At 64.2% G+C, this 19,879-nt stretch carries 15 protein-coding genes, 1 other RNA gene and 1 pseudogene; 10 read left to right on the top strand and 7 right to left on the bottom strand.

Annotated elements, in window-relative coordinates:
- Window positions 1-40: 40 nt before the first annotated feature.
- The gene (locus IB267_RS05375; RefSeq protein ID WP_192446712.1) at window positions 41-355 is read left to right on the top strand and encodes an EthD family reductase; all 315 of its coding nucleotides are present in this window, start codon (window positions 41-43) and stop codon (window positions 353-355) included.
- 184 nt (window positions 356-539) lie between these two features.
- On the opposite strand, the gene IB267_RS05370 is transcribed toward IB267_RS05375, so the two are convergent.
- Window positions 540-1,361 (bottom strand): cyclase family protein, encoded by an 822-nt coding sequence (locus IB267_RS05370; RefSeq protein WP_192446711.1) that lies wholly within the window; start codon window positions 1,359-1,361, stop codon window positions 540-542.
- Between the two features lie 315 nt (window positions 1,362-1,676).
- On the opposite strand from IB267_RS05370, the gene IB267_RS05365 reads away from it, so the two are divergent.
- Window positions 1,677-2,864: an efflux RND transporter periplasmic adaptor subunit gene (locus tag IB267_RS05365; protein ID WP_192446710.1), complete on the top strand. Its 1,188-nt coding sequence runs from the start codon at window positions 1,677-1,679 to the stop codon at window positions 2,862-2,864.
- Window positions 2,861-6,034, top strand: a complete 3,174-nt coding sequence (locus IB267_RS05360) for an efflux RND transporter permease subunit (RefSeq protein WP_371742498.1) — start codon at window positions 2,861-2,863, stop codon at window positions 6,032-6,034. The genes IB267_RS05365 and IB267_RS05360 overlap by 4 nt, the downstream gene beginning before the upstream one ends.
- A gap of 25 nt (window positions 6,035-6,059) precedes the next feature.
- Here the strand turns inward: IB267_RS05360 and IB267_RS05355 are convergent, their stop codons facing one another.
- Window positions 6,060-6,494: a DUF1772 domain-containing protein gene (locus tag IB267_RS05355; protein ID WP_192446709.1), complete on the bottom strand. Its 435-nt coding sequence runs from the start codon at window positions 6,492-6,494 to the stop codon at window positions 6,060-6,062.
- 767 nt (window positions 6,495-7,261) lie between these two features.
- Between IB267_RS05355 and IB267_RS05350 the strand changes: the two genes are divergently transcribed.
- The 3 genes from IB267_RS05350 to IB267_RS05340 all read left to right on the top strand — a co-directional run bounded on the left by IB267_RS05350 (window position 7,262) and on the right by IB267_RS05340 (window position 14,449).
- Window positions 7,262-8,668 carry an FAD-linked oxidase C-terminal domain-containing protein gene (locus IB267_RS05350; protein ID WP_192446708.1) on the top strand — a complete coding sequence of 469 codons (1,407 nt, stop codon included), beginning with the start codon at window positions 7,262-7,264 and terminating at the stop codon, window positions 8,666-8,668.
- A 267-nt stretch (window positions 8,669-8,935) separates the two neighbouring features.
- Window positions 8,936-12,652 (top strand): AsmA-like C-terminal region-containing protein, encoded by a 3,717-nt coding sequence (locus IB267_RS05345; protein WP_371742516.1) that lies wholly within the window; start codon window positions 8,936-8,938, stop codon window positions 12,650-12,652.
- Window positions 12,653-13,114: 462 nt separating this feature from the next.
- Window positions 13,115-14,449, top strand: a complete 1,335-nt coding sequence (locus IB267_RS05340) for a TadE/TadG family type IV pilus assembly protein (protein WP_192446706.1) — start codon at window positions 13,115-13,117, stop codon at window positions 14,447-14,449.
- Window positions 14,450-14,587: 138 nt separating this feature from the next.
- Here IB267_RS05340 and IB267_RS05335 read toward each other — a convergent pair.
- The 5 genes and pseudogenes from IB267_RS05335 to ssrA form a co-directional block, all read right to left on the bottom strand.
- Window positions 14,588-15,276 (bottom strand): annotated as a pseudogene (locus IB267_RS05335) (hypothetical protein).
- 327 nt (window positions 15,277-15,603) lie between these two features.
- Complete coding sequence (locus IB267_RS05330) at window positions 15,604-15,834, bottom strand: ribbon-helix-helix domain-containing protein (RefSeq protein WP_192446705.1); 231 nt, start codon at window positions 15,832-15,834, stop codon at window positions 15,604-15,606.
- 88 nt (window positions 15,835-15,922) lie between these two features.
- The gene (locus IB267_RS05325) at window positions 15,923-16,135 is read right to left on the bottom strand and encodes a DUF4169 family protein (RefSeq protein ID WP_043621476.1); all 213 of its coding nucleotides are present in this window, start codon (window positions 16,133-16,135) and stop codon (window positions 15,923-15,925) included.
- 18 nt (window positions 16,136-16,153) lie between these two features.
- Window positions 16,154-16,666, bottom strand: a complete 513-nt coding sequence (locus IB267_RS05320; protein ID WP_043621479.1) for an SspB family protein — start codon at window positions 16,664-16,666, stop codon at window positions 16,154-16,156.
- A gap of 157 nt (window positions 16,667-16,823) precedes the next feature.
- Window positions 16,824-17,182, bottom strand: a transfer-messenger RNA (tmRNA) gene (gene ssrA / locus IB267_RS05315).
- Between the two features lie 146 nt (window positions 17,183-17,328).
- Here ssrA and IB267_RS05310 point away from each other — a divergent pair.
- From IB267_RS05310 to IB267_RS05295, 4 genes are all read left to right on the top strand, one after another.
- Window positions 17,329-17,637 (top strand): DUF2853 family protein, encoded by a 309-nt coding sequence (locus IB267_RS05310; RefSeq protein ID WP_192446704.1) that lies wholly within the window; start codon window positions 17,329-17,331, stop codon window positions 17,635-17,637.
- Between the two features lie 99 nt (window positions 17,638-17,736).
- Window positions 17,737-18,531, top strand: coding sequence for a thymidylate synthase (locus IB267_RS05305; protein ID WP_192446703.1), 795 nt, complete (start codon window positions 17,737-17,739; stop codon window positions 18,529-18,531).
- Window positions 18,532-18,699: 168 nt separating this feature from the next.
- A complete protein-coding gene (locus tag IB267_RS05300; protein WP_192446702.1) occupies window positions 18,700-19,305 on the top strand; it encodes a glutathione S-transferase in 606 nt (201 codons plus the stop codon).
- Entirely contained in the window at window positions 19,298-19,834 is a 537-nt protein-coding gene (locus IB267_RS05295) for a dihydrofolate reductase (protein WP_192446701.1), read from the top strand. Before IB267_RS05300 ends, IB267_RS05295 begins: the two co-directional genes overlap by 8 nt.
- The last annotated feature ends 45 nt before the right edge of the window (window positions 19,835-19,879 follow it).

Genomic DNA, 19,879 nt, shown 5'->3' with positions numbered 1-19,879 from the left:
CTTCGGACGCTCGGAGCGGCGTTCAGACAGGAGCCCGACCATGATCAAGATGAGCGTCTACTATCCGGCCGATGGCGGCACGAAGTTCGACCACGACTACTACCGCACCACCCACATGCCCTTGCTTCAGGAGCGGCTCGGCGATGCCTGCCTGCGCTACGAAATCGACAAGGGCCTTGCGGGGCGCGAGCCTGGAAGCGCGCCGCAGTTCGTCGCGGCGTGCCACGTCTACGCGCCGAGCCTCGAGACATTCCAGGAGGCGCTAGGTCCGCACCGCGCCGAGATCTCCGCGGATGTCGCCAACTATACGGATATCGCGCCCATCGTGCAGATCAGTGAAGTCGTTGGCGGGTAGGGTGCTTCGGCGCGTCAGGCGTCGCCGTTGACCTTTCCGCGATCGGCGTCGTGTTGGCGCACCATGATCCATGGTGACGCAGCCGGTGCGGAGCTGGTCGACGATCGCGAGCATGTGGTTCGCCGTGGAAGCGAACCACCTTGCTCCCGTCAAGCTCGCTTCATCCAAAACCTAAGTCCGTGACCTAGACCAGTGCAAAGACGCGGGCCGGGCCGCCGGTGCCGCCGCGGTGTTTCGGTGCGCCGAGGATGAGCGTCGCGCCCTTCACCGGCAGCTTGTCGAGATTGGCTGCCGCCTCCAGCCCCCAGCGTCCCTCCGGCAGCCAGGCATAATGCGTGGCGAAATCGGGCGAGGGGCCGTGGTCGAGCGAGAGCGTATCGACGGCAATGCCGGCCGCCTTGCTCTCTTCGAGGAGATATTTGGCCGCCTCGACGTGAAAGCCGGGGAAATGCAGCTTGCCGGCGCCATCGGCATTGCGGAACTTGTCCGTGCCCAAATGGGCGCCCCAGCCTGACAACATGGCGACGCAGGCGTTTTCCGGGATTTCGCCATTGGCTGAGACCCAGGCCTTGAGATCGTCGGGCGTCACCTGCGCATCGGCATCGTTCTCGGCCTTCTTTCTGATATCGACGATCACGAGCGGCACCACCAGCTTGTCGACGGGCAATTCGGCGACGGAGAGACCATCGGCTGAGAAGTGCAGCGGCGCATCGACATGGGTGCCGGTGTGCTCGTTCACCCGGAGCTCGAACATGTTGAACTTATCTTTGGCGTAGTTGAATTTTTCCTCGCGGAAGAACTGCTGCTGGCCGAAGAAGGTCGGGAAGTCCTCGTGCAGTTCGTGGGTCAGGTCGGTGACGCTTGAATGCCCCTGCGCGAGCGCCGGCGGTGCCGCGCCCACGCTTGCGGCGGCAAGGCCCGCGGTGCCGACCGCGGCGGCTTTGAAGAAGCTGCGGCGCGAGAGCATGCGCTCTTTCACCGTTTCCATGACACAGGCATCGCACATCGACTTCTCTCCCCCAAGAGGCCTGAAGACAGGCGCAAAGCCGGCCGAAAGACGCTGCCGGCGGTTGCAGGATAGCGCAGTGTCGGCGGCTGTAAATGGTAATTGTCTAGTGAATTTCTGGATAAAGCTTCGAAGCGTCGAACGAAGCGTCGGTGCGTCATCATCCCGCCAACAAATTCGCTTTTATTACAATTGCGTAATGATGGTATTCTGTCGTTGCCCCGACACGCGTGAACAGGGATACTCCGGGCAATCGGAACGAACCGCCGGCCGCGCCGCGCTGGGGCGTGTTTTTTGCTTAATTCGGAGACTTGAATGCGGGTTTGGAAACAGCTTGCGGTGAGCGCCGCTGTGCTTCTCGTAGGCGCAGGCGTCTGGGTGCGGTTTGTGCCCGGCGCCGGTGAAACGCTGGCGGCGATCGGTGTTTCGCACCCGCTGATCGATGCCTTGTCCAAGCCCGGCACCGAAGGCGGCGCGGGCGGCGAACGCGGCAACGGCCGCGGGCAGGGTGGCAACAATGCCATCCTCGTCATGGTCCGCCCCTCGGGTACGTCCGTCGTCAACGACCGGCTGAACGCGATCGGCAACGGCGAGGCGATCCATTCCGTCACCGTGACGCCGACGGCAACCGGGAACCTCACCGAAATCCTCGTGCGTTCCGGCGAGAAAGTGGCGCAAGGCCAGGTGATCGCCAGGCTCGACAGCGACGACCAGAAGATCGCCGCCGACCAGGCGCGGCTGACACGCGACAGTGCGCGTGAAAAGGTCGAGCGCTACCGTAACCTCAGCACAGCGCGGGCGGTGTCGGCGGTGGATGTCCGCGACGCCGAGATCGCCATGCAGACGGCGGAGCTGGCGCTGAAGACCGCCGAGCTCGACCTCAAGCGCCGCGACATCGTCGCCCCCTCCAAGGGCGTTGTCGGCATCATCACCGTCAATGTCGGCGACTACGTCACGACGACGACGCCGATTGCCGTCGTAGACGACCGCTCGGAAATTCTCGTCGATTTCTGGGTGCCGGAGCGTTTCGCCAACAAGATCAGCGTCGACCAGCCGGTCACCGCCTTTGCGATTGCCGAGCCGGCAAACAAGCTCGACGGCGCGATCCACGCGATCGACAACCGTCTCGACCAGGCGAGCCGGACGCTGCGCGTGCGCGCACGGCTCGAAAATCCCGAGGACAAGCTGCGCGCGGGCATGTCCTTCTCCGTGACCGTCGCGTTTGACGGCGACACCTATCCGACGGTCGATCCGCTGGCGATCCAGTGGAGCTCGGAGGGTTCCTATATCTGGCGCGTCTCGGGCGACAAGAGCGAGAAGGTGCCGGTTAAGATCATCCAGCGCAACCCGGACAAGGTGCTCGTCGACGCTGCCCTCAAGGAAGGCGACGAGATCGTCACCGAGGGCGTGCAGCGCCTGCGCGACGGTGGCGCCGTGCGCATCGCCGGCCGCGAACGCAAGCAGCAGGATCAGGCCCAGAAGGTTGCGGAGGAAACCAAGTGAGCGGCGGCGACAGTCAGTCGGGCGGCCACGGCGGCGGTCACGGGGGAGGCGGCGACAAGGCGTCGGCCCGCGAGCGCGGCAAGACCGGCTTCACCGCACTCTTCATCCGCCGGCCGATATTTGCGCTGGTCGTCAACACGCTGATCGTCGTTGCCGGCCTTGCGGCCTGGAACGGCATCGAAATCCGCGAACTGCCTCAGGTCGACCAGCCGGTGATCTCGGTAACGACGACGCTCGATGGTGCAGCACCCGAAACGATGGACCGCGAGGTGACCTCGGTGGTCGAGGGCGCCGTTTCGCGCGTGCAGGGCATCCGCGACATTTCCTCGACCTCGTCCTTCGGCCGCAGCCGCGTGACGTTGCAGTTCTCCGACACGACCGATATCGGCCAGGCCTCCAACGACATTCGCGACGCACTCGGCCGGGTGCGCAACCAGTTGCCCGACAATGTCGACGAGCCGAGCATCGTCAAGGCCGATGCCGACAGCCAGCCGATCATGCGCCTCGCGCTCACTTCCGACACCATGTCGATGGAAGACATGACGCTGCTCGTCGAAAACGAGATCAGCGACCGGCTCGCTGCCGTCGAAGGCGTGGCCGACGTCGCGGTCTATGGCGACCAGGAGAAGATTTTCCGCATCGACCTCGACCAGGCGAAGCTCGCCGGGCGCGGGGTGACGGTCGCAAACCTCAGGACAGCGCTCGCCAATGCCTCCTATGACGTTCCCGCCGGCAAGCTGACCAGCGCCAGCCAGGACATCTCGGTGCGCGCCACGGCCGACCTGCAGACGCCAGAGCAGTTCGAAAACCTGATCCTCGTCAACAATGTGCGGCTGCGCGACGTTGCCACCGTGACGCTCGGGCCCGACACCGGCACGACAGCGCTGCGCTCCAATGGTCGCCAGGGCATCGGCCTTGGCATCGTGCGCCAGGCGCAGTCCAATACCGTCGATATCTCCGAGGGCGTGCGCAAGGTCGTCGAGACGATCCAGACGCAGATCCTGCCCGAGGGCACCCAGCTCCGCATTACCAGCGACGATGCGGTCTTCATCAACGGCGCCATTCACGAGGTGGAAATCGCGCTGATCGTCGCCGTGTTCATCGTGACGCTCGTCATCTACATGTTCCTGCTTGACTGGCGGGCGACGCTGATCCCGACGATCTCGATGCCGATCGCGCTGATCGGCACGGTGGCGGCGATCTATCTCGCCGGCTTCTCGATCAACATTCTGACGCTGCTCGCCATCGTGCTTGCGACCGGTCTCGTGGTCGACGATGCGATCGTGGTGCTTGAAAACATCGTGCGCCGTCGCGCCGAGGGCTTGGGCCCACGGGCCGCCGCCGTGCACGGCACGCTCGAAGTGTTCTTTGCGGTGCTGGCGACGACCGCGACGCTTGCCGCCGTCTTCGTGCCGCTGTCGTTCCTTCCGGGCCAGACCGGAGGCCTCTTCCGGGAGTTCGGCTTCGTGCTTGCCTTCGCGATCCTGCTATCTTCCTTCGTGTCGCTGACGCTTTGCCCGATGCTCGCCTCGCGCATGCTGACGAAGGATACGCATACGGTGCCGGGGCCGATGGCGCGGTTCGGTGCGCGGGCGGCCGGGTTCTACCGGGTGACGCTGCGCGCCTGCCTCAACGCGCCGCTGATCGTCTTCGTTATCGCGGGCTTCTTCACCGCCATGGGGGCTGCCGGCTTCTTGACGCTGAAATCGGAGCTGACCCCGACCGAAGACCGCTCGCAGATCATGATGCGCATCAACGCGCCGCAGGGCGTTTCGCTCGAATATGCCCAGGCCCAGATGCGCCGCATCGAGGACGGCCTACAGCCGCTGGTCAAATCCGGCGAGATCGACAACATCTTCTCGATCTCCGGGCAGGGTGGTTCGGTCAACAGCGGCTTCATGGTGCTGACGCTCGCTCCCTGGGACAAGCGCGACCGAACGCAACAGGATATTGTCGCTGACATCAACAAGGTGACCGGGCGGATCCCCTCGGTTCGCGTCTTTGCCATGCAGCCGAACAGTCTCGGCATTCGCGGCGCCGGTAGCGGCCTGCAGGTGGCGCTGGTCGGCAACGACTACAACAAGCTCGGCGATGCCGCGGCAAAGCTGGTGCGCCAGATGGAAGACACCGGGCGCTTCGAAAACGTCCGCCTCAACTATGAAGCCAACCAGGCGCAGCTGTCGATCACCATCGACCGCGAGCGCGCGTCCGACATGGGCGTCGATATTGGCGGCCTCGCCTGGGCGCTGCAGGCCATGCTCGACGGCAACAGCGTCGTCGATGTCTATGTCGACGGCGAATCCTATCCGGTGAAGCTGCTCTCCTCGACCAATCCGGTCAACGACCCGACCGACCTGCAGAACATCTTCCTCAAGGCCGGCGACGGCAAGATCGTGCCGATGTCGACGATCGCCAGCGTCGAGGAGATGGCGGTGGCGCCGCAGCTGTCGCGGGAATCGCAGCTTCGCGCCGTGTCGCTTTCGGCGGGTCTCAAATCGGACCTCGCGCTTGGGGAAGCCCTGACGATGGTCGAACAGATGGCGGAACCCTTGCTGCCGCCGGGCTCGCGCATCATGCCGCTTGCCGAAGCCGCGACCCTTAACGAAAACGCCAACGGCCTGTTCGTCACCTTCGGCTTTGCGCTCGTCATCATCTTCCTGGTGCTCGCCGCCCAGTTCGAAAGCTTCGTCAGCGGCCTGATCATCATGTCGACGGTGCCGCTGGGCCTTGCCTGTGCGGTGTTTGCGATGATCATGACCGGCAACACGCTGAACATCTACAGCCAGATCGGCCTTGTGATGCTCGTCGGCATCATGGCGAAGAACGGCATCCTGATCGTCGAATTCGCCAACCAGCTGCGCGACCGCGGCCAGGACGTGCGCTCGGCGATCGAGAATGCCGCCAACATCCGCCTGCGCCCCGTGATGATGACGATGATCGCCACCATCGTCGGCGCCGTCCCGCTGGTGCTTGCCAGCGGCGCGGGCGCCGAGGCGCGTATCGCGCTTGGCTGGGTGCTCGTCGGCGGCCTTGGCCTGGCGGTGATCGTCACGCTCTACCTGACGCCGGTCGCCTATCTCGTCATTGCCCGCTTTACCAAGCCGCATGCGGACGAGGAGCGCAAGCTGCACGAGGAGATGGACGCAGCGGCCGCCATGGAAGTGCGCTAACCGAAACGGCCGTCAGCGGGGCGGCTTACAATTCGAGCCAGGCGGCAACGAGAAAGATCGCTGCCGCCAGGCCGCCAAGCGCGCTGCGCCCGGCGTGGAGCCTGCCCCAATATTTGAGCAGCTCGCGACTGTCGTTGCCGGCGTCTTCGGGCCGGACTGCCTCCAGCTGGCGGTTGACCGGCAGGACGAAGAGCAGCGTATAGGGCCAGTTGAGGATGATGATCGCGGCGCCCAATCCCCAGAGAACATGGCCGGTCTGTCCCCAGGCGCCGGCGCCGAGCAGGCCCGAGATGAGCGCGAGCGTCGCCTGCATCTCGAAGCCGCGGCGATAGGACGGCACCCACTGCACGAGTGCGGCGCGATCATCGAGATGCAGCCGTGCCGGCTGCTCGGCCCAGGAGATGTAGATGGCGGCGCCGAAGAAGACCGACGCGGTGAGCAAAGCGGTGAGACCCAGCATTTGCCTCTCCTTCCTTCACGCCGATATCATAGCGCAAGGCCGGGCAAACGGCAGGTGTTTTCCGCCGTTTCGCTCTCATACGTAGCAGTAGCGGAGTTCGGTCGGTCTGAGGCGTTCCTTTTGCCAACGGCAAATCTGGTGCGACGCGGCTTGCTCGTTTGCAAGGCCCTCTGTCTACCGGCCCGCCCGCGCTACGTGCCGTCACGCCGCACGGCCAGCGCTGTCGCGCAGAGCACGACCTCCACCTCTTCTTCGAGTTCGAGGCAGATCTGCCGTTATTCGTCAGCGAGATCCGGGCGGCCGCCGCCCAACACGAGTGCGTCCCGCATGTTGACCGCAAGTTCGTAGCTGCAGAACAGCTCAATCATGCAATCTGACGATGCCGACGCGATGCTGCCCCTCAAGTGCGGCAACCGCATCATCAGTCGCTTTCTGCCGATCTCTCCAAGCACGTCACACGTCCTTCCGCTCGGCCTTCATACGCAAGGACTTCCCGAACGGATCACCGCGCGGCGCGGTGTGGAAATGACATTTCGGCAAACGGGGACATATCGTGTCGGCTTTTCAGCGTTGGTGTTTTCCACGCTGTCATACAGTCTTGTGACACTCCGGTCTCACGTCAGGCGTTTTCCTGCGCTACTGTGAGCGGGAAGTGGGCGAGCGTCTGGACAAAGTGATTCCGATTTGCACAGTAGCGCCTTGAAATGACTGCGCTTCCCGAACAGCGAAAAGGCAGCGCGGCGAATGCAAGAGGAAGGGCGTTTTCCGTGGCATTGAAGGCGATCAGGGCTGGCGCGAGAAACGAGGCGGGGATTGCGGCGGCGAAGGCGGAGCTTTCCGCCCGCTTCGGCGACCGGTTCCAGACGGGCGAGGCGATCCGCGCCCAGCACGCCCACACGACGACCTATATTCCGGCGCAGCTTCCCGATGGCGTGGCGTTTGCCGAAAGCGCCGGTGACGTGCGCGAGATCGTCCAGATCGCCGCGCGGCACAAGGTGCCGCTTATTCCCTTCGGCACCGGCTCCTCGCTCGAAGGTCATATCAACGCGCCCCATGGCGGCATCTCGGTCGATCTCTCGCGCATGAACAAGGTGCTCGAGGTCAATGCCGAGGATCTCGACTGCCGCGTCGAGCCGGGCATCACGCGTGAGGAGCTCAACACCTACCTGCGCGACACCGGCCTGTTCTTCCCGATCGATCCCGGCGCCAACGCCTCGATCGGCGGCATGGCCTCGACGCGGGCGTCCGGCACCAATGCGGTGCGCTACGGCACCATGAAGGACAATGTGCTGGCGCTGACGGTGGTAACCGCTGACGGACGTGAAGTCCGCACGGCGCACCGGGCGCGCAAGTCCTCGGCCGGCTACGACCTGACGCGGCTCTTCGTCGGCGCCGAAGGCACGCTCGGCATCATCACCTCGATCACGCTTCGGCTGCAGGGCATTCCGGAGGTGATTTCCGGCGGCGTCTGCCCGTTCCCGACGATCGAAGACGCCTGCAATGCGGTGATCCTGACCATCCAGTCGGGCATTCCGGTGGCGCGCATCGAACTGCTCGATGCGCTGCAGATGAAAGCCTGCAACGGCTATTCCGGCCTTTCCTACAAGCAGACGCCGACGCTGTTCGTCGAATTCCACGGCAGCCCCGAAAGCGTCGAACTGCAGGCGCGCCAGTTTGGCGAGATCGCCTCGGAATTCGGCGCCAGCGACTTCCTCTGGACCACCAATCCGGAGGAGCGGGCGCGGCTCTGGAAGGCCAGGCACAATGCCTACTGGGCGCAAAAGAGCCTGATCCCGGGTGCGGCGATCCTGTCGACCGATGTTTGCGTGCCGATCTCGCGGCTGGCGGAATGCGTGGCGGCAACGCAGGAGGACAGCGCCGCCCACGGGCTGACCGCGCCGATCGTCGGCCATGCCGGCGACGGAAACTTCCATGTCGGCCTGCTGTTCGACGACAAGGATGCCGCCGACGTGGCGCGGGCCGAGGCGTTCGTCGAGCGCCTGAACGCTCGCGCCTTGGCGATGGACGGGACCTGCACCGGCGAGCATGGCATCGGACAGGGCAAGATGCCGTTCCTCGAGGCGGAACTTGGCGATGCGCTCGACCTCATGCGGCAGGTCAAGCGCTCGCTCGATCCGGACAACATCTTCAATCCCGGCAAGATTTTCGCCTGAGGCGGAGAAGGAATGTGACCGTCGGGCGTTCCGCTTTTTTGGGGCGATGCGCCGGGGCGAAAGTGTGATACTGCATAGTTCCGATGTCGGCATGGACGCCCGGCGATTTATGCGGCAAATCAAGATGCTACAGTGCCGGACACGGCGCTGTCGGCGGGCGCCAGGTCCTGGCGCTCCAATCGATGCGCGGCGCGCCATGCGCCGCTGAACTGATATGGGAATATAGGCACGGTGCTTTCGCGAATTCTGCTTGCCGTCGGTGGACTTGTGGTCGTTGCGCTCTTTGCGGCGCTGATCGCTCCGTGGTTCATTGACTGGACGGATTTCCGCAAGGAGTTCGAGCGTGAGGCAAGCCGCATCATGGGCAAGCCCGTCGTCGTGCATGGAAGCGTCGATGCGCGGCTGATCCCGTTCCCGACCGTGACGCTCAACGACGTTCGCGTCGGCGCTGCCGAGGATGGCGACCCACTGATCCAGGTGGCGCAGTTCTCGATGAGCGCAGAGCTTGCGCCGTTCCTGAGCGGCGAAGCCTTGATCTTCGACATGAAGCTTGACCGCCCGAAAGCCAAGGTGCGCCTGCTGCCGGACGGTACGCTCGACTGGGCGAGGGGCCGGCGGGCCTCGATCCCGGCCAAGACCGTCGTGCTCGAAAATGTCGAGATCACCAATGGCCAGATCGAATTCGTCGACGAGCAGACCGGCCGCACCCGCCGCGTGAGCGGACTTGCCGCAGACATTTCGGCCCGCACGCTGGCCGGGCCCTGGAAGGTCGAGGGGCGCGCCGCGCTCGATGGCGAAGCCGGCAGTTTTTCCCTGACCAGCAACGAGGTGGACGAGGCGGGTACGCTCAGCCTGAAGGCGCGGGTAACACCCGACAAGCGCCCCTTCGGCGTCGAGACCGACGGCTCGCTGCGCATCGTCGATTTCAGGCCTGTCTATAGTGGCCGCTTCACGCTGACGGAGAACCGGCCGCAGGGCGAGACGAAGGATGCGGACGGACGGGCGCCGCTGCGTATCAACGGCAACTTCCAGCTGACCAACGAGAGTATCCGCGTCCCGGAATACCGCTTCGAAATCGGCCCGTCGGACGATCCCTATGTGGTCACCGGCGAGGCGACGCTCGATACCGGCAAGGACCAGAAATTCTTGCTGATCGCCGACGGCCAGCAGATCGACGTCAGCCGCATCGGCCCGAGCCGCAACAACAAGACCGGCCGCGACCCGGCGATTTCGATGCGCCAGCGGCTCGAAGCCATGCTGGCGATCGCCGCCGACATTCCCATCCCGCAGGTGCCCGGCCGCGCCAGCCTGAAGCTGCCGGCGATCGTCGTCGGCGATACGACCGTGCGCGACGTGCGCATCGACGTACAGCCCGATGGCGCCGGCTGGGTGATTGACAATGTCGTGGCGCTGCTACCGGGGCGCACGCAGCTCGAAGCCAAGGGGCGGCTGAACCTCAAGGGACAGCGCAGTTTCCGCGGCGACCTCTTGCTTGCCTCCAACCAGCCTTCCGGTCTTGCCAACTGGCTGGCGGGCTCCGTCGACCCGGCGATCCGCAAGCTGAGGACCGCCGGCTTTTCGGCCAAGGTGAACCTGACCGATACATTGCAGCAGTTCGAGAACCTCGAAGTGGCGGCCGACGAGGCGAGCCTCAAGGGTCGGCTCGAGCGGCAGTCTTTCGCCGACCAGCAACCGAACCTCTCGCTGCAGCTGAAGGGCAACCGCATCGACTTCGAAGCGCTGCAGGCGCTGACCGGGCTGGTGGCGGGCGACGCTTCCACCGACACGCTGCTGCAGCATGCGATTGCCGCCGATCTTTCCGCCGACGAGTTTTCCGCCTTCGGCGAGGAGGCGCACGACGTGCAGGCGGTGCTGACGCTGAAGAACGGCCAGCTCCAGGCCGAGCGCGTGGCGATCGGCTCGCTTGCCGGCGCGCAGCTCGCCTTTTCCGGCCGGGCCAGCGGCGACCTCGACAAGCCCGTGGTTTCGGCCAAGATGAAGCTTGCGGCCAAGAACCTGACGCCGTTCCTGGAAATGATCGGCCGCCACGCGGTCAATCATCCGGCGCTGAGGCAGCTGATCAAGGCCGGCCCCTATTACAGCGACACGGCCTTCGACGTGACGCTGACGGCCGGCAACAAGGAGGGCAATGCGCCCGCGACCTTCGGCATCTTCGGGACCGCCAACGGCACGAAGATCGCCGCCAGCTACCAGGCGCCCGACATGGCGCAGGCGCTGACCGGCAAGGCGATGCTTTTGGAAGCGACGCTCGAAAACCCCGAGACGCGGCTGCTGCTCGGCCAGACGGGTTTCGATCCCTTGCCCTTCGATGCGGATGCCAACGGCATTCTCTCGGTCAAGCTGCAAAGCACCGACGGACCAACTGCGAACGGCACGGTGACCTTTACCACCGAGAAGACCTCGCTTGCCGCCAAGGGCAGCGTCGATCTTTCCCGCGATCATTTCCTTGAAGGTCAGGCGAAAGTGACGCTGCAGACCCAGGACCTGGAGCCCTATCTTCTGCTCCAGGGCGTGGCCGTGCCGCAGATGGGCAGCGGCCTGCCGCTCACCGTCTCTGCCGATATCGCGACGACGCCCGAAACCATCGCGCTCACCACCGTCGAGGGCAAGGCCGACCATAACGGCTTTACCGGCAATCTGACGATCGACCGCAAGACGCCCGGGGCGGCCAGCGGACAGCTGACGCTCGACGCGCTCGATCTTGCCTGGCTCGGCGAGGGCATCCTCGGCCCGATCGAGGATACGAACGGGGCCTTCTCGAAGGGCGCCCTGGCGCAGCCGGCCTGGACCGGCCTCAATGTCGCGCTCGACGTGCAGGCGGGCAAATTCTGGCCGGGCGTCTATGGCGCGGTCACGAGCTTTGCCGGCAAGTTGGAATGGAAGGGCGACGAGGTCGCGCTCACCGATGCGGCCGGCGACTGGCTGGGCGGCAAGCTCGCCGGGCGGGTGCAGATCGGCAATGCCAACGGCTCTGGCTTCCTGCGCTCGCGCCTGGACGTCAAGGGCGGCGACCTTGCGCAGGCGGGCTGGGCCCATGCGGGCACGCCGGTCGCGACCGGGACCTTCGATCTTTCCGTGGCGCTTGAGGCTTCGGGCGCGACGCCCGAAGCGATGGCCCATTCGGCAAGCGGCTCGGGTACGGCAACTTTCAACGGCATGACGCTTGCCGGCATCAACAGCGGAGCGCTGCCGCAGCTGATCGCAGCCGCCGATGCACTGAAGACGCAGATCTCGGCGGACGCAATCAAGGGTGCCGCGGAGGTGACCATCTTCTCTGGCCAGTCGCTGGTCGGCGTCGTCAAGGCGCCCTTCAGCATCGCCGGCGGGGTGCTGCGGGCGCAGAACGTGACGGCCGGCGACGGCAACGCGGCGATGACCGGCGAGGCCTCGCTGGACCTTGCGGCGGGCCGTATCGACGCCGGCATCGACCTGACCTTCCGGCCCGGCGACGAGGCGCTTGCCGGCGCCGAGCCGCGCGTGCGCATCGGCTATGCCGGCCTGATGGAAGATCCGGGCGTCGATCTCAACGTTGCCGATCTTGCGAACTTCCTGTCGCTGCGCGCTTTCGAGCGTGAGCGCCGGCGGGTCGAGATCCTGCAGGCAAACGTGCTGGAGAAACAGCGCCTGCGACGCGAACTCGCTCTTTACAAGGCGCGGGCGGAGGCAAGGGAACTGGAGCGCAAACGCGCTGTTGCCGAGGAACGCCGGCGGGCTGCCGGCGCTGCCGAGGCCGCCCGCCTCAAGGCGGAAGCAGATGCGCGGGCAGAGGCCGAACGCAAGGCCGAAGCGGAGCGGCAGGCGGAAGCCGCGCGCCGGGCAGCAGAGGCAGCGCGCAGCGCCGTCCAGGGCCAGCCGATCCCACAGACGGGGCCGAATCCCCAGACCCAACCGGACGGAGCCACCGGCACCCCTCCCGGACAGAAGCTCAACTTCGACGTCCTGCCCGACGTCACGGTGCAGTAGCAGGCGATTGCGCGGAGCACGACGGTCCCGTGCTTTCGGGGCCGGAGATGTGCGGCCGCTTCCGCAGGCGGCCGTGATCCCATCCTTGGCTGGCGGCCCCTGAAGCCCGTCGCAATCCTAGCCTCGCTCTCTGCGCTTTCGGTCTTTGATGCTTCGCATGCCGTTATCGCAAACGGCTGCGCACCGTTGTGCGACATGCTTCTGCTTCAGATTTCGAAGGTGGGTTCATCGAACCGGCGTTCGTCCGGCGCATCGTGGCGCGCGAATGGATCGGCAGAGTTTTAACGAATTCTGAAGCACATCTTCCACTATTGATCGCTAAATTAGCAAATTGCGTTGATTGGGGTAGGGGGGGGCGGCTTGCGGGCCGCGTCGTTAATCGGCGCGTGGGAAGGATGACGTCGATCGCTCCGGATTGACCTGAGCGGCGCGTCGCCGTCTGCTGAGGGGCCACGATCAGAGATGCGCTACAATTTGAGGAAGAGAGCCGCCCGCATCCTTGCGGACGAGAAGGGTAACTTTACGGTTCTGACCGCGCTGATAGCGGTGCCGTTGCTGAGCGCCGCGTCGATCGCCATCAACCTGGCGCGGATCAACCTCGAGGCCGCCAAGATGCAGACGGCGCTCGATGCCGCTGCCTTTTCGGCGGTCAAATCCTACGGCGAGGGTGAGACCGAGGCCAGTGCCAGGGATCTCGCCAACAACGTTTTCTTCGCGAATTTCGGCCAGGCGGAGGCCGTTGACCAGATCGGCGCGGAGAGCGGGGTGTCGGTGACGGCTGCGCCGGTACAGATCGCCTTCGGCGCCGCCGGCGTCGAGACCACGGCGACGGCGGCCTATGCGCTTAAATACAATCCGCTGTTCTTCGGGCTGCAGCCCTATACGATCGACCGGGAAAGCGTTGCCGCGCGCATGCCGGGGCGGGAGGCCTGCATCCTGGCGCTGCACCCGACGGCGAGCCGGGCCTTCGAGGTCAGCGGCGGCGCGAGCGTCGACACGTCCGGCTGCACCATCACGTCGAACTCGACCGATGCGCAGTCGATCTATCTCAGCGGCTCGGCAACGCTCAAGGCCGAGTGCCTCTATGCCGCCGGCAAGGTGTCGGCGACGCTCGCCAATCTCCAGCTTGCCTGCGGCAAGGCGGTCGAGGAGGTGGCGCCTATCCCCGACCCCTTCCGCTCGAAGAAGATGCCGACCACGGGAGGCTGGGTGAGCCTTGCCGGCTGCGGCCAGAATTTCGTCGGCGGCGGTGGCGGCAACGGCGACTGCAACGGCACCGGCAAGACGCCGAACAACGCGCCCGACACCTACCGCGTCGAGCTGAAGCCTGGCACCTATGGCGATCTCGAAATCAAGGGCAAGGTTCTTCTGAGACCCGGCAACTACATCATCGACGGCGGTAGCCTGAAGTTCACCAGCCAGTCCGTGGTGACCGCCGAAGGGGTAACCTTCTTCCTCTTGAACGGCGCCCAGCTCGACATTCACGGCGGGGCGACTTTCCAGGTCAGCGCGCCGACGACCGGCGACTGGGCCGGCTTCTCGATCGTCGCCGGGCGCAACAACACGGCCAGCGCCACCATCAACGGCAACAGCGCCTCGTCGCTCGCCGGCATCATCTACATGCCGGCATCGCGAGAGATCCAGTATGCCGGCAACGGATCGACCGGCGGTGAATGCGTGCGCATTGTCGCCCAGGAAATCACCATGATCGGCAACAGCAGCTTCAAGCTGGATTGCAAGGCGGTGCTGGCTAACACCACGATCAACAATCCCGGTGCGATCCGGCTGGTGCGGTGAGCGCCGGCATGGCCGTTGCTGGAGGCCCGCTCTCGCTGAGCGCGTTGTCCGAGCACCGGAGCGGGCGTCTGTAACATTCCGTAAAAAGAACCCGGCTGCGGGACAGCCGGGTGTTCTCCGTCGCGACAGGCTCCAGCTTTAGAAGCGGATCGACAGGCCGAGGATCGGGCCCTGCTGCACGATGTCGTAGATGAAGCCGCCGTGGTCGCAGTCGACGCCCAGGGCACGGTAGCCGGCAATTGCCGAGATCGTATCGTTGAAGCGGTAGCCAAGTCCGAGCGCCACGTCCCAGTCGATGTCGACGCCACCGCCCCCGACGAGGGCCCAGCCGGTCAGGTAGATTTGCGGCGTGAAGAAGTAGTTGCCGCGCACGCCCACCATGCCGTCGACCTCGTCACGGCTAACCCCGTCGAGCGGCCCGCCGCGGAACGATATCGTCGTGTCGACCGACCAGATCTTGGCGCCGCCGACGATGTCGAGATGCGATTGCTGGTCCTCGAACACCGTGTAGCCGACGCCGATGAGGGCGGCGAAGGTTTCCGACTGTACGTCCACCGTGTCGGTAAAGATGCCGCGCACCTTACCGTCGCCCGACTGCTTGGTGTAGGCGATGTCGGTGAAGACGCCGAAGCGGTCCTTGCGCGCCTCGGCAGTGGCCGAGGCCGCGAAGTCGAGATGGCTCAGATGTCGCTGAAGCTGGAACCGATGTGAACGGTCGGGAGGCCGAGCTGCGCAGTGTCGCCGGAAAGTCCTGCCATCCAGAAGTGGGGGGCGATGGTGAATTGCCAGCCGCTTTCGGTTTCTTCCACCGGCGCCGCAGGGGCCATCAATGTCGTGATGTCGGCAGCATTGGCCGAAAGAGCGGCACCAGGCTCAGGCAGGCCGCAAGGCCCAGTCGCGCAGAGATACTCATAAAACGCCTCCCGCTTGTGCCACTTCCGCAAGTACGCTGCGAGGGTTCCGTGCGAAAACGGCGTGCTTTCAAAGCTATGCGCGACGACGGCAGACGCTGCCATGACCGCCCTTGCCATCTTTATGTAAGCGATATCGAAATCGGTCGTCTCGGCGGGCAAAACCGTTTCAGCTGTTGCACGCGCCACACAGTGGCGCTCACCGCTCGGTCAAAGCGGCCATGGTCCGGGCCCGTCGCCGGGTTATCGCGCGTCGGGCGCGGGGGTAATCGATTTCAGCCATTCGAGCACATAGACGCGCAGTGCCGAGGAGAGGTTGCTGTCGGGCGTACGTTGGTCGTCGATCTCGGCGATCAGCTGGGCAAGCGGCATCGCCCGCTTTGCGCCAATCGTCTTCAGTTCCTGCCAGAAGGCGTCTTCGAGCGAGAAGCTGGTGCGGTGGCCGTGGAGCGTCGCGGAATGCTTACGGATCATCGCCCGGCCTTAGAGATTGATTCAAGGGATTGGCATAGCGAGTCCGGACATCGCCGCAAGTCCTTGCTCCGGAATCGCTTTTGCAGGCTTAGTCCTTGCCGGCGTCGCCTTCGTCTGCGGCAGGGCGCTCGATGCGGCCCTGGTCAAGGCGGGTTTCCGCCTTGTCGTTCAGCGCCTTCGTCAGGGATTTTTCGGCCTTGGTACGGCCGAAGGAGATGCGGTTCTGCTCGGCCTGCTTTTCCTTTTCCGTGCGCTCGCGGCGCTTGCGGAACTGGCGCAGATTGACGACGTCGCCGGTCATGAGCCGCGGCTCCTCGGATCAGTTCTTCTTGCGGAAGGAATCGAGCGAAACGACGGAGCCGCCGCCGTTCTTCGGCTCGGTGGGCTTGTCGTCCTTGGCCGAGGTCTCGGCATTTTCTTCCGGAACGGGGTAGGCGGTGATCTCCGCCGATTCCTGTTCTTCCTCCTCGCCGGCCGCCACGTCGAACTCCAGTTCGAAATTGACCGACGGGTCGTAGAAGCCGCGGATGGCGTTGAACGGGATGACCAGACGTTCCGGCGTGTCGGAGAAGGAGAGGCCGATCTCGAAGCCGACGTCCGTGACCTTCAGCTCCCAGAACTGATGCTGGACGACGATCGTCATCTGTTCGGGATACTTGGCTTTCAGGTGCTGCGAGATGCGCACGCCCGGCGCGCCGGTGAGGAAGGTGATGAAGAAGTGGTGCTCTCCCGGCAAGTGACCGGTCGTGGCAACTTCCGTCAGGACCTTGCGGATGACGCTACGCAGTGCGTCCTGTGCCAGAATGTCGTAGCGGATGTGGTCCTGGCCCATGAGCGTCCCGTCTTTCCTCGAACTCAATCTACTGTCTGCTGCCGGCCCGCAGTCTGCTACAGGCACTGACGTAAAGCCGTCGGCTTTTTCATTGCCCATCTGAAGCAGACGAGTCAATTATTCAAGCATCTATAGACCATTTCGAAGCGGGGGAGAAGGTGAAGGCTTCTGTTGCCAGGTGCCTTCGGACCCCGCCTTACGGTGCTACCCGGAAGGACTTGATTTGAAGTGTCGCACCGCGATTAAGCAGCGAGACGTGCTTCAGCATAGTTGTCGTTTGCAACTATAAGTTTAGCCCGATAACGGTGGTACAATGCCGAGCAAAAAGTCGATCTTTACGCCCTTGTCGATCCTATTTCGCCCCCATCAAAAGCCGATCGGTCGTGATCGGTTTTTGGTGGAGGCGCCGGGTACCGCCCCCGGGTCCAATGGGTTTATTTCATCGCCCGTTTATTGCCATAGCCGCCCGAAGACGGCAGATTTCATATAGGTCTTTCCGGGCCCCAAGAAAAGGGGGATGTGTCGGATATATGACTTTCTCCCGGACTGGCTCGCGGCGAACTGCCTTGACTTGACCGGCATCCGTGAAAAACTCCCGCTGCTGCCACGCGGCCGGCATTCTCCGGCTGCAATTTCGAAAAGCAAAGCAAGCTGGAGGCCTCATGACGGACTACCTCGCAGATGTGCAGAAATACGACAGCGGCGCCGACGAAGCGATCGTCAACAAGATCGTGCGCCACCTTGGCATTGCGCTTCGCAACCGGGATTCCTCGCTCGTTTCGGCCTCGGATCCGAAGGAGCTCGAGCGGGTCAGGGAGAAATGGTGCGAAAAGAAGCTCGGCATCAGCGGCGCCGATGCGAACAGTGCGATCGACGCCACCGTCAAGGCGATGTCGGCGGACCGGTCGAAATCGCGCGTCACCTTCTATTATCTGGTGGCCAAGAACCTCGGCAAGCTACAGACCTTGTAGCGCCCCGCCGAATTATCCGGGATAATCGTCCCGTGGTCATTGGTTCGCCGCCGGCTTCGTCCTAAATTTAGGGAAAATACGAATCGGCGGCGCCAGACCATGCAGCAATATCTCGACCTTCTCGACCATGTGATGACCAACGGATCCGACCGGGGCGACCGGACCGGAACGGGCACGCGCTCGGTCTTCGGCCACCAGATGCGCTTCGACCTTTCCGAAGGCTTCCCGGTGCTGACGACCAAGAAGCTGCACCTGCGCTCGATCATCCATGAACTGCTGTGGTTCCTGAAGGGCGATACCAATATCCGCTACCTCAAGGAAAACGGCGTGACCATCTGGGATGAATGGGCCGACGAGAACGGCGACCTCGGCCCGGTCTACGGCTACCAGTGGCGCTCCTGGCCGGCGCCGGACGGACGCCACATCGACCAGATTGCCGGCCTTGTCGAAAGCCTGAAGACCAACCCGAATTCGCGCCGCCACATCGTCTCGGCCTGGAACCCGGCACTGGTCGACGAGATGGCGCTGCCGCCCTGCCATTGCCTGTTCCAGTTTTACGTCTCCGACGGCAAACTCTCCTGCCAGCTCTACCAGCGCTCGGCCGACATCTTTCTCGGCGTGCCTTTCAATATCGCCTCCTATGCGCTTTTGACGATGATGGTGGCGCAGGTGACGGGCCTGAAGCCGGGCGATTTCGTGCACACGCTCGGCGACGCACACATTTACCACAACCATTTCGAACAGGCCCGGCTGCAGCTCACCCGCACGCCGAAGGCGCTGCCGCGGATGGAAATCAATCCAGGCGTGAAAGATCTCTTTTCCTTCCGTTTCGAAGACTTTACGCTCGTCGGCTACGAAGCCGATTCATCGATCAAGGCGCCGATCGCCGTCTGACATATCCTGATGCTGCGGGTGGCCGGTCCGCATTTCTGAATTCTTCTCGATGCCGATGCCGCGCCACCCTTCGGGCGGGGCAGGTGCTTCCGTCGCCCACAAGCGCAGGGGCCGGCAATCCGAAGCTGAGGGGCGGCCGGGGAGGGCTGTCGTCCAAGGGAGGTATCGATGCTCACACTCGTCCATGCGCCGCTGTCGCGATCCTCGCGCATCGTCTGGCTGCTTGAGGAGCTGGGCGCGGAATACGAGATCCGCTACGTCTCGATCCGCCGCTGGGACGGATCCGGCGCGCCCGACGACAACAACCCGCATCCGCACAAGCAGGTGCCGGCGCTCATTCATAATGGCGCGGTGATCTGGGAGTCGGCCGCGGTCGTGCAATATCTCACCGACCTTCATCCCAACAGCAGCCTCGGCCGGCCGCCCGGACACAAGGAGCGCGGCGCCTATCTCTCCTGGCTTGCCTATTATGCGGGCGTGATCGAGCCGACGGCGCTCGCCCATATCTCGGGTGCGACCATCAACAACCCGGCGCAGGCGCGGCTCTATAGCGAAATGTGCGCCCATGTGATCGACGTGCTCACCCGCCAGACCTATCTCCTCGGCGAAACGATGAGCGCGGCCGACCTGCTTCTAGCAAGCGCGCTGCAGTGGATGCGCAAGTTACTGCCGGAAAGCACGGTCGTCGATCGCTACATCCGCGTCGTGACGGACCGGGCCGCCCATGACCGGGCCAGAGAAATCGACAGCAAACCGAACGGGTTCCATGACTGAAACGAAGACCACTCATCCGAAGATATCGATCGTCGTCGCCGTTGCCGCCAACGGCGTCATCGGCCGCGACGGCGATCTGCCCTGGCGGCTTTCGACCGACCTCAAGCGCTTCAAGGCGCTGACGATCGGCAAGCCCGTGATCATGGGGCGCAAGACCTGGGCCTCGCTCGGGCGCCCGCTTCCCGGCCGCGCCAACATCGTCATCACCCGCAACGCGGATTTTGTGGCGGAGGGCGCAAGCGTCGTTCCGTCGCTCGATGCGGCGATCGCGCTTGCGGGCCGAGAGGCGCAGGCTGCGGGCGTGGACGAGATCTGCGTGATCGGTGGCGGCGAGATCTACCGCCAGTCGATCGCGCGTGCCGATATCTTGCATGTGACCGAGGTGCAGGCGACCGTGGATGGCGACACGCGCTTCCCCGACATCGATCCCGGCATTTTCGAGAAGGTCTTCGAAGAGGACCTGCCGCAGGGTGAAAAGGACAGCCACGCCATGCATTTCGTCACCTTTAAGCGGCGTGCGACAGCCTGACGCGGCGGATCGTCAACTATTTTGAACCATTTACGGTGAACTCGG

Origin of the sequence: Ensifer sp. ENS09, assembly GCF_014852425.1 — a bacterium.
In the GTDB taxonomy this organism is placed as follows: Bacteria; Pseudomonadota; Alphaproteobacteria; order Rhizobiales; family Rhizobiaceae; genus Ensifer.
Note: the sequence above shows the minus strand (reverse complement) of the source record. Positions and strands in the feature narration are given on the sequence as shown.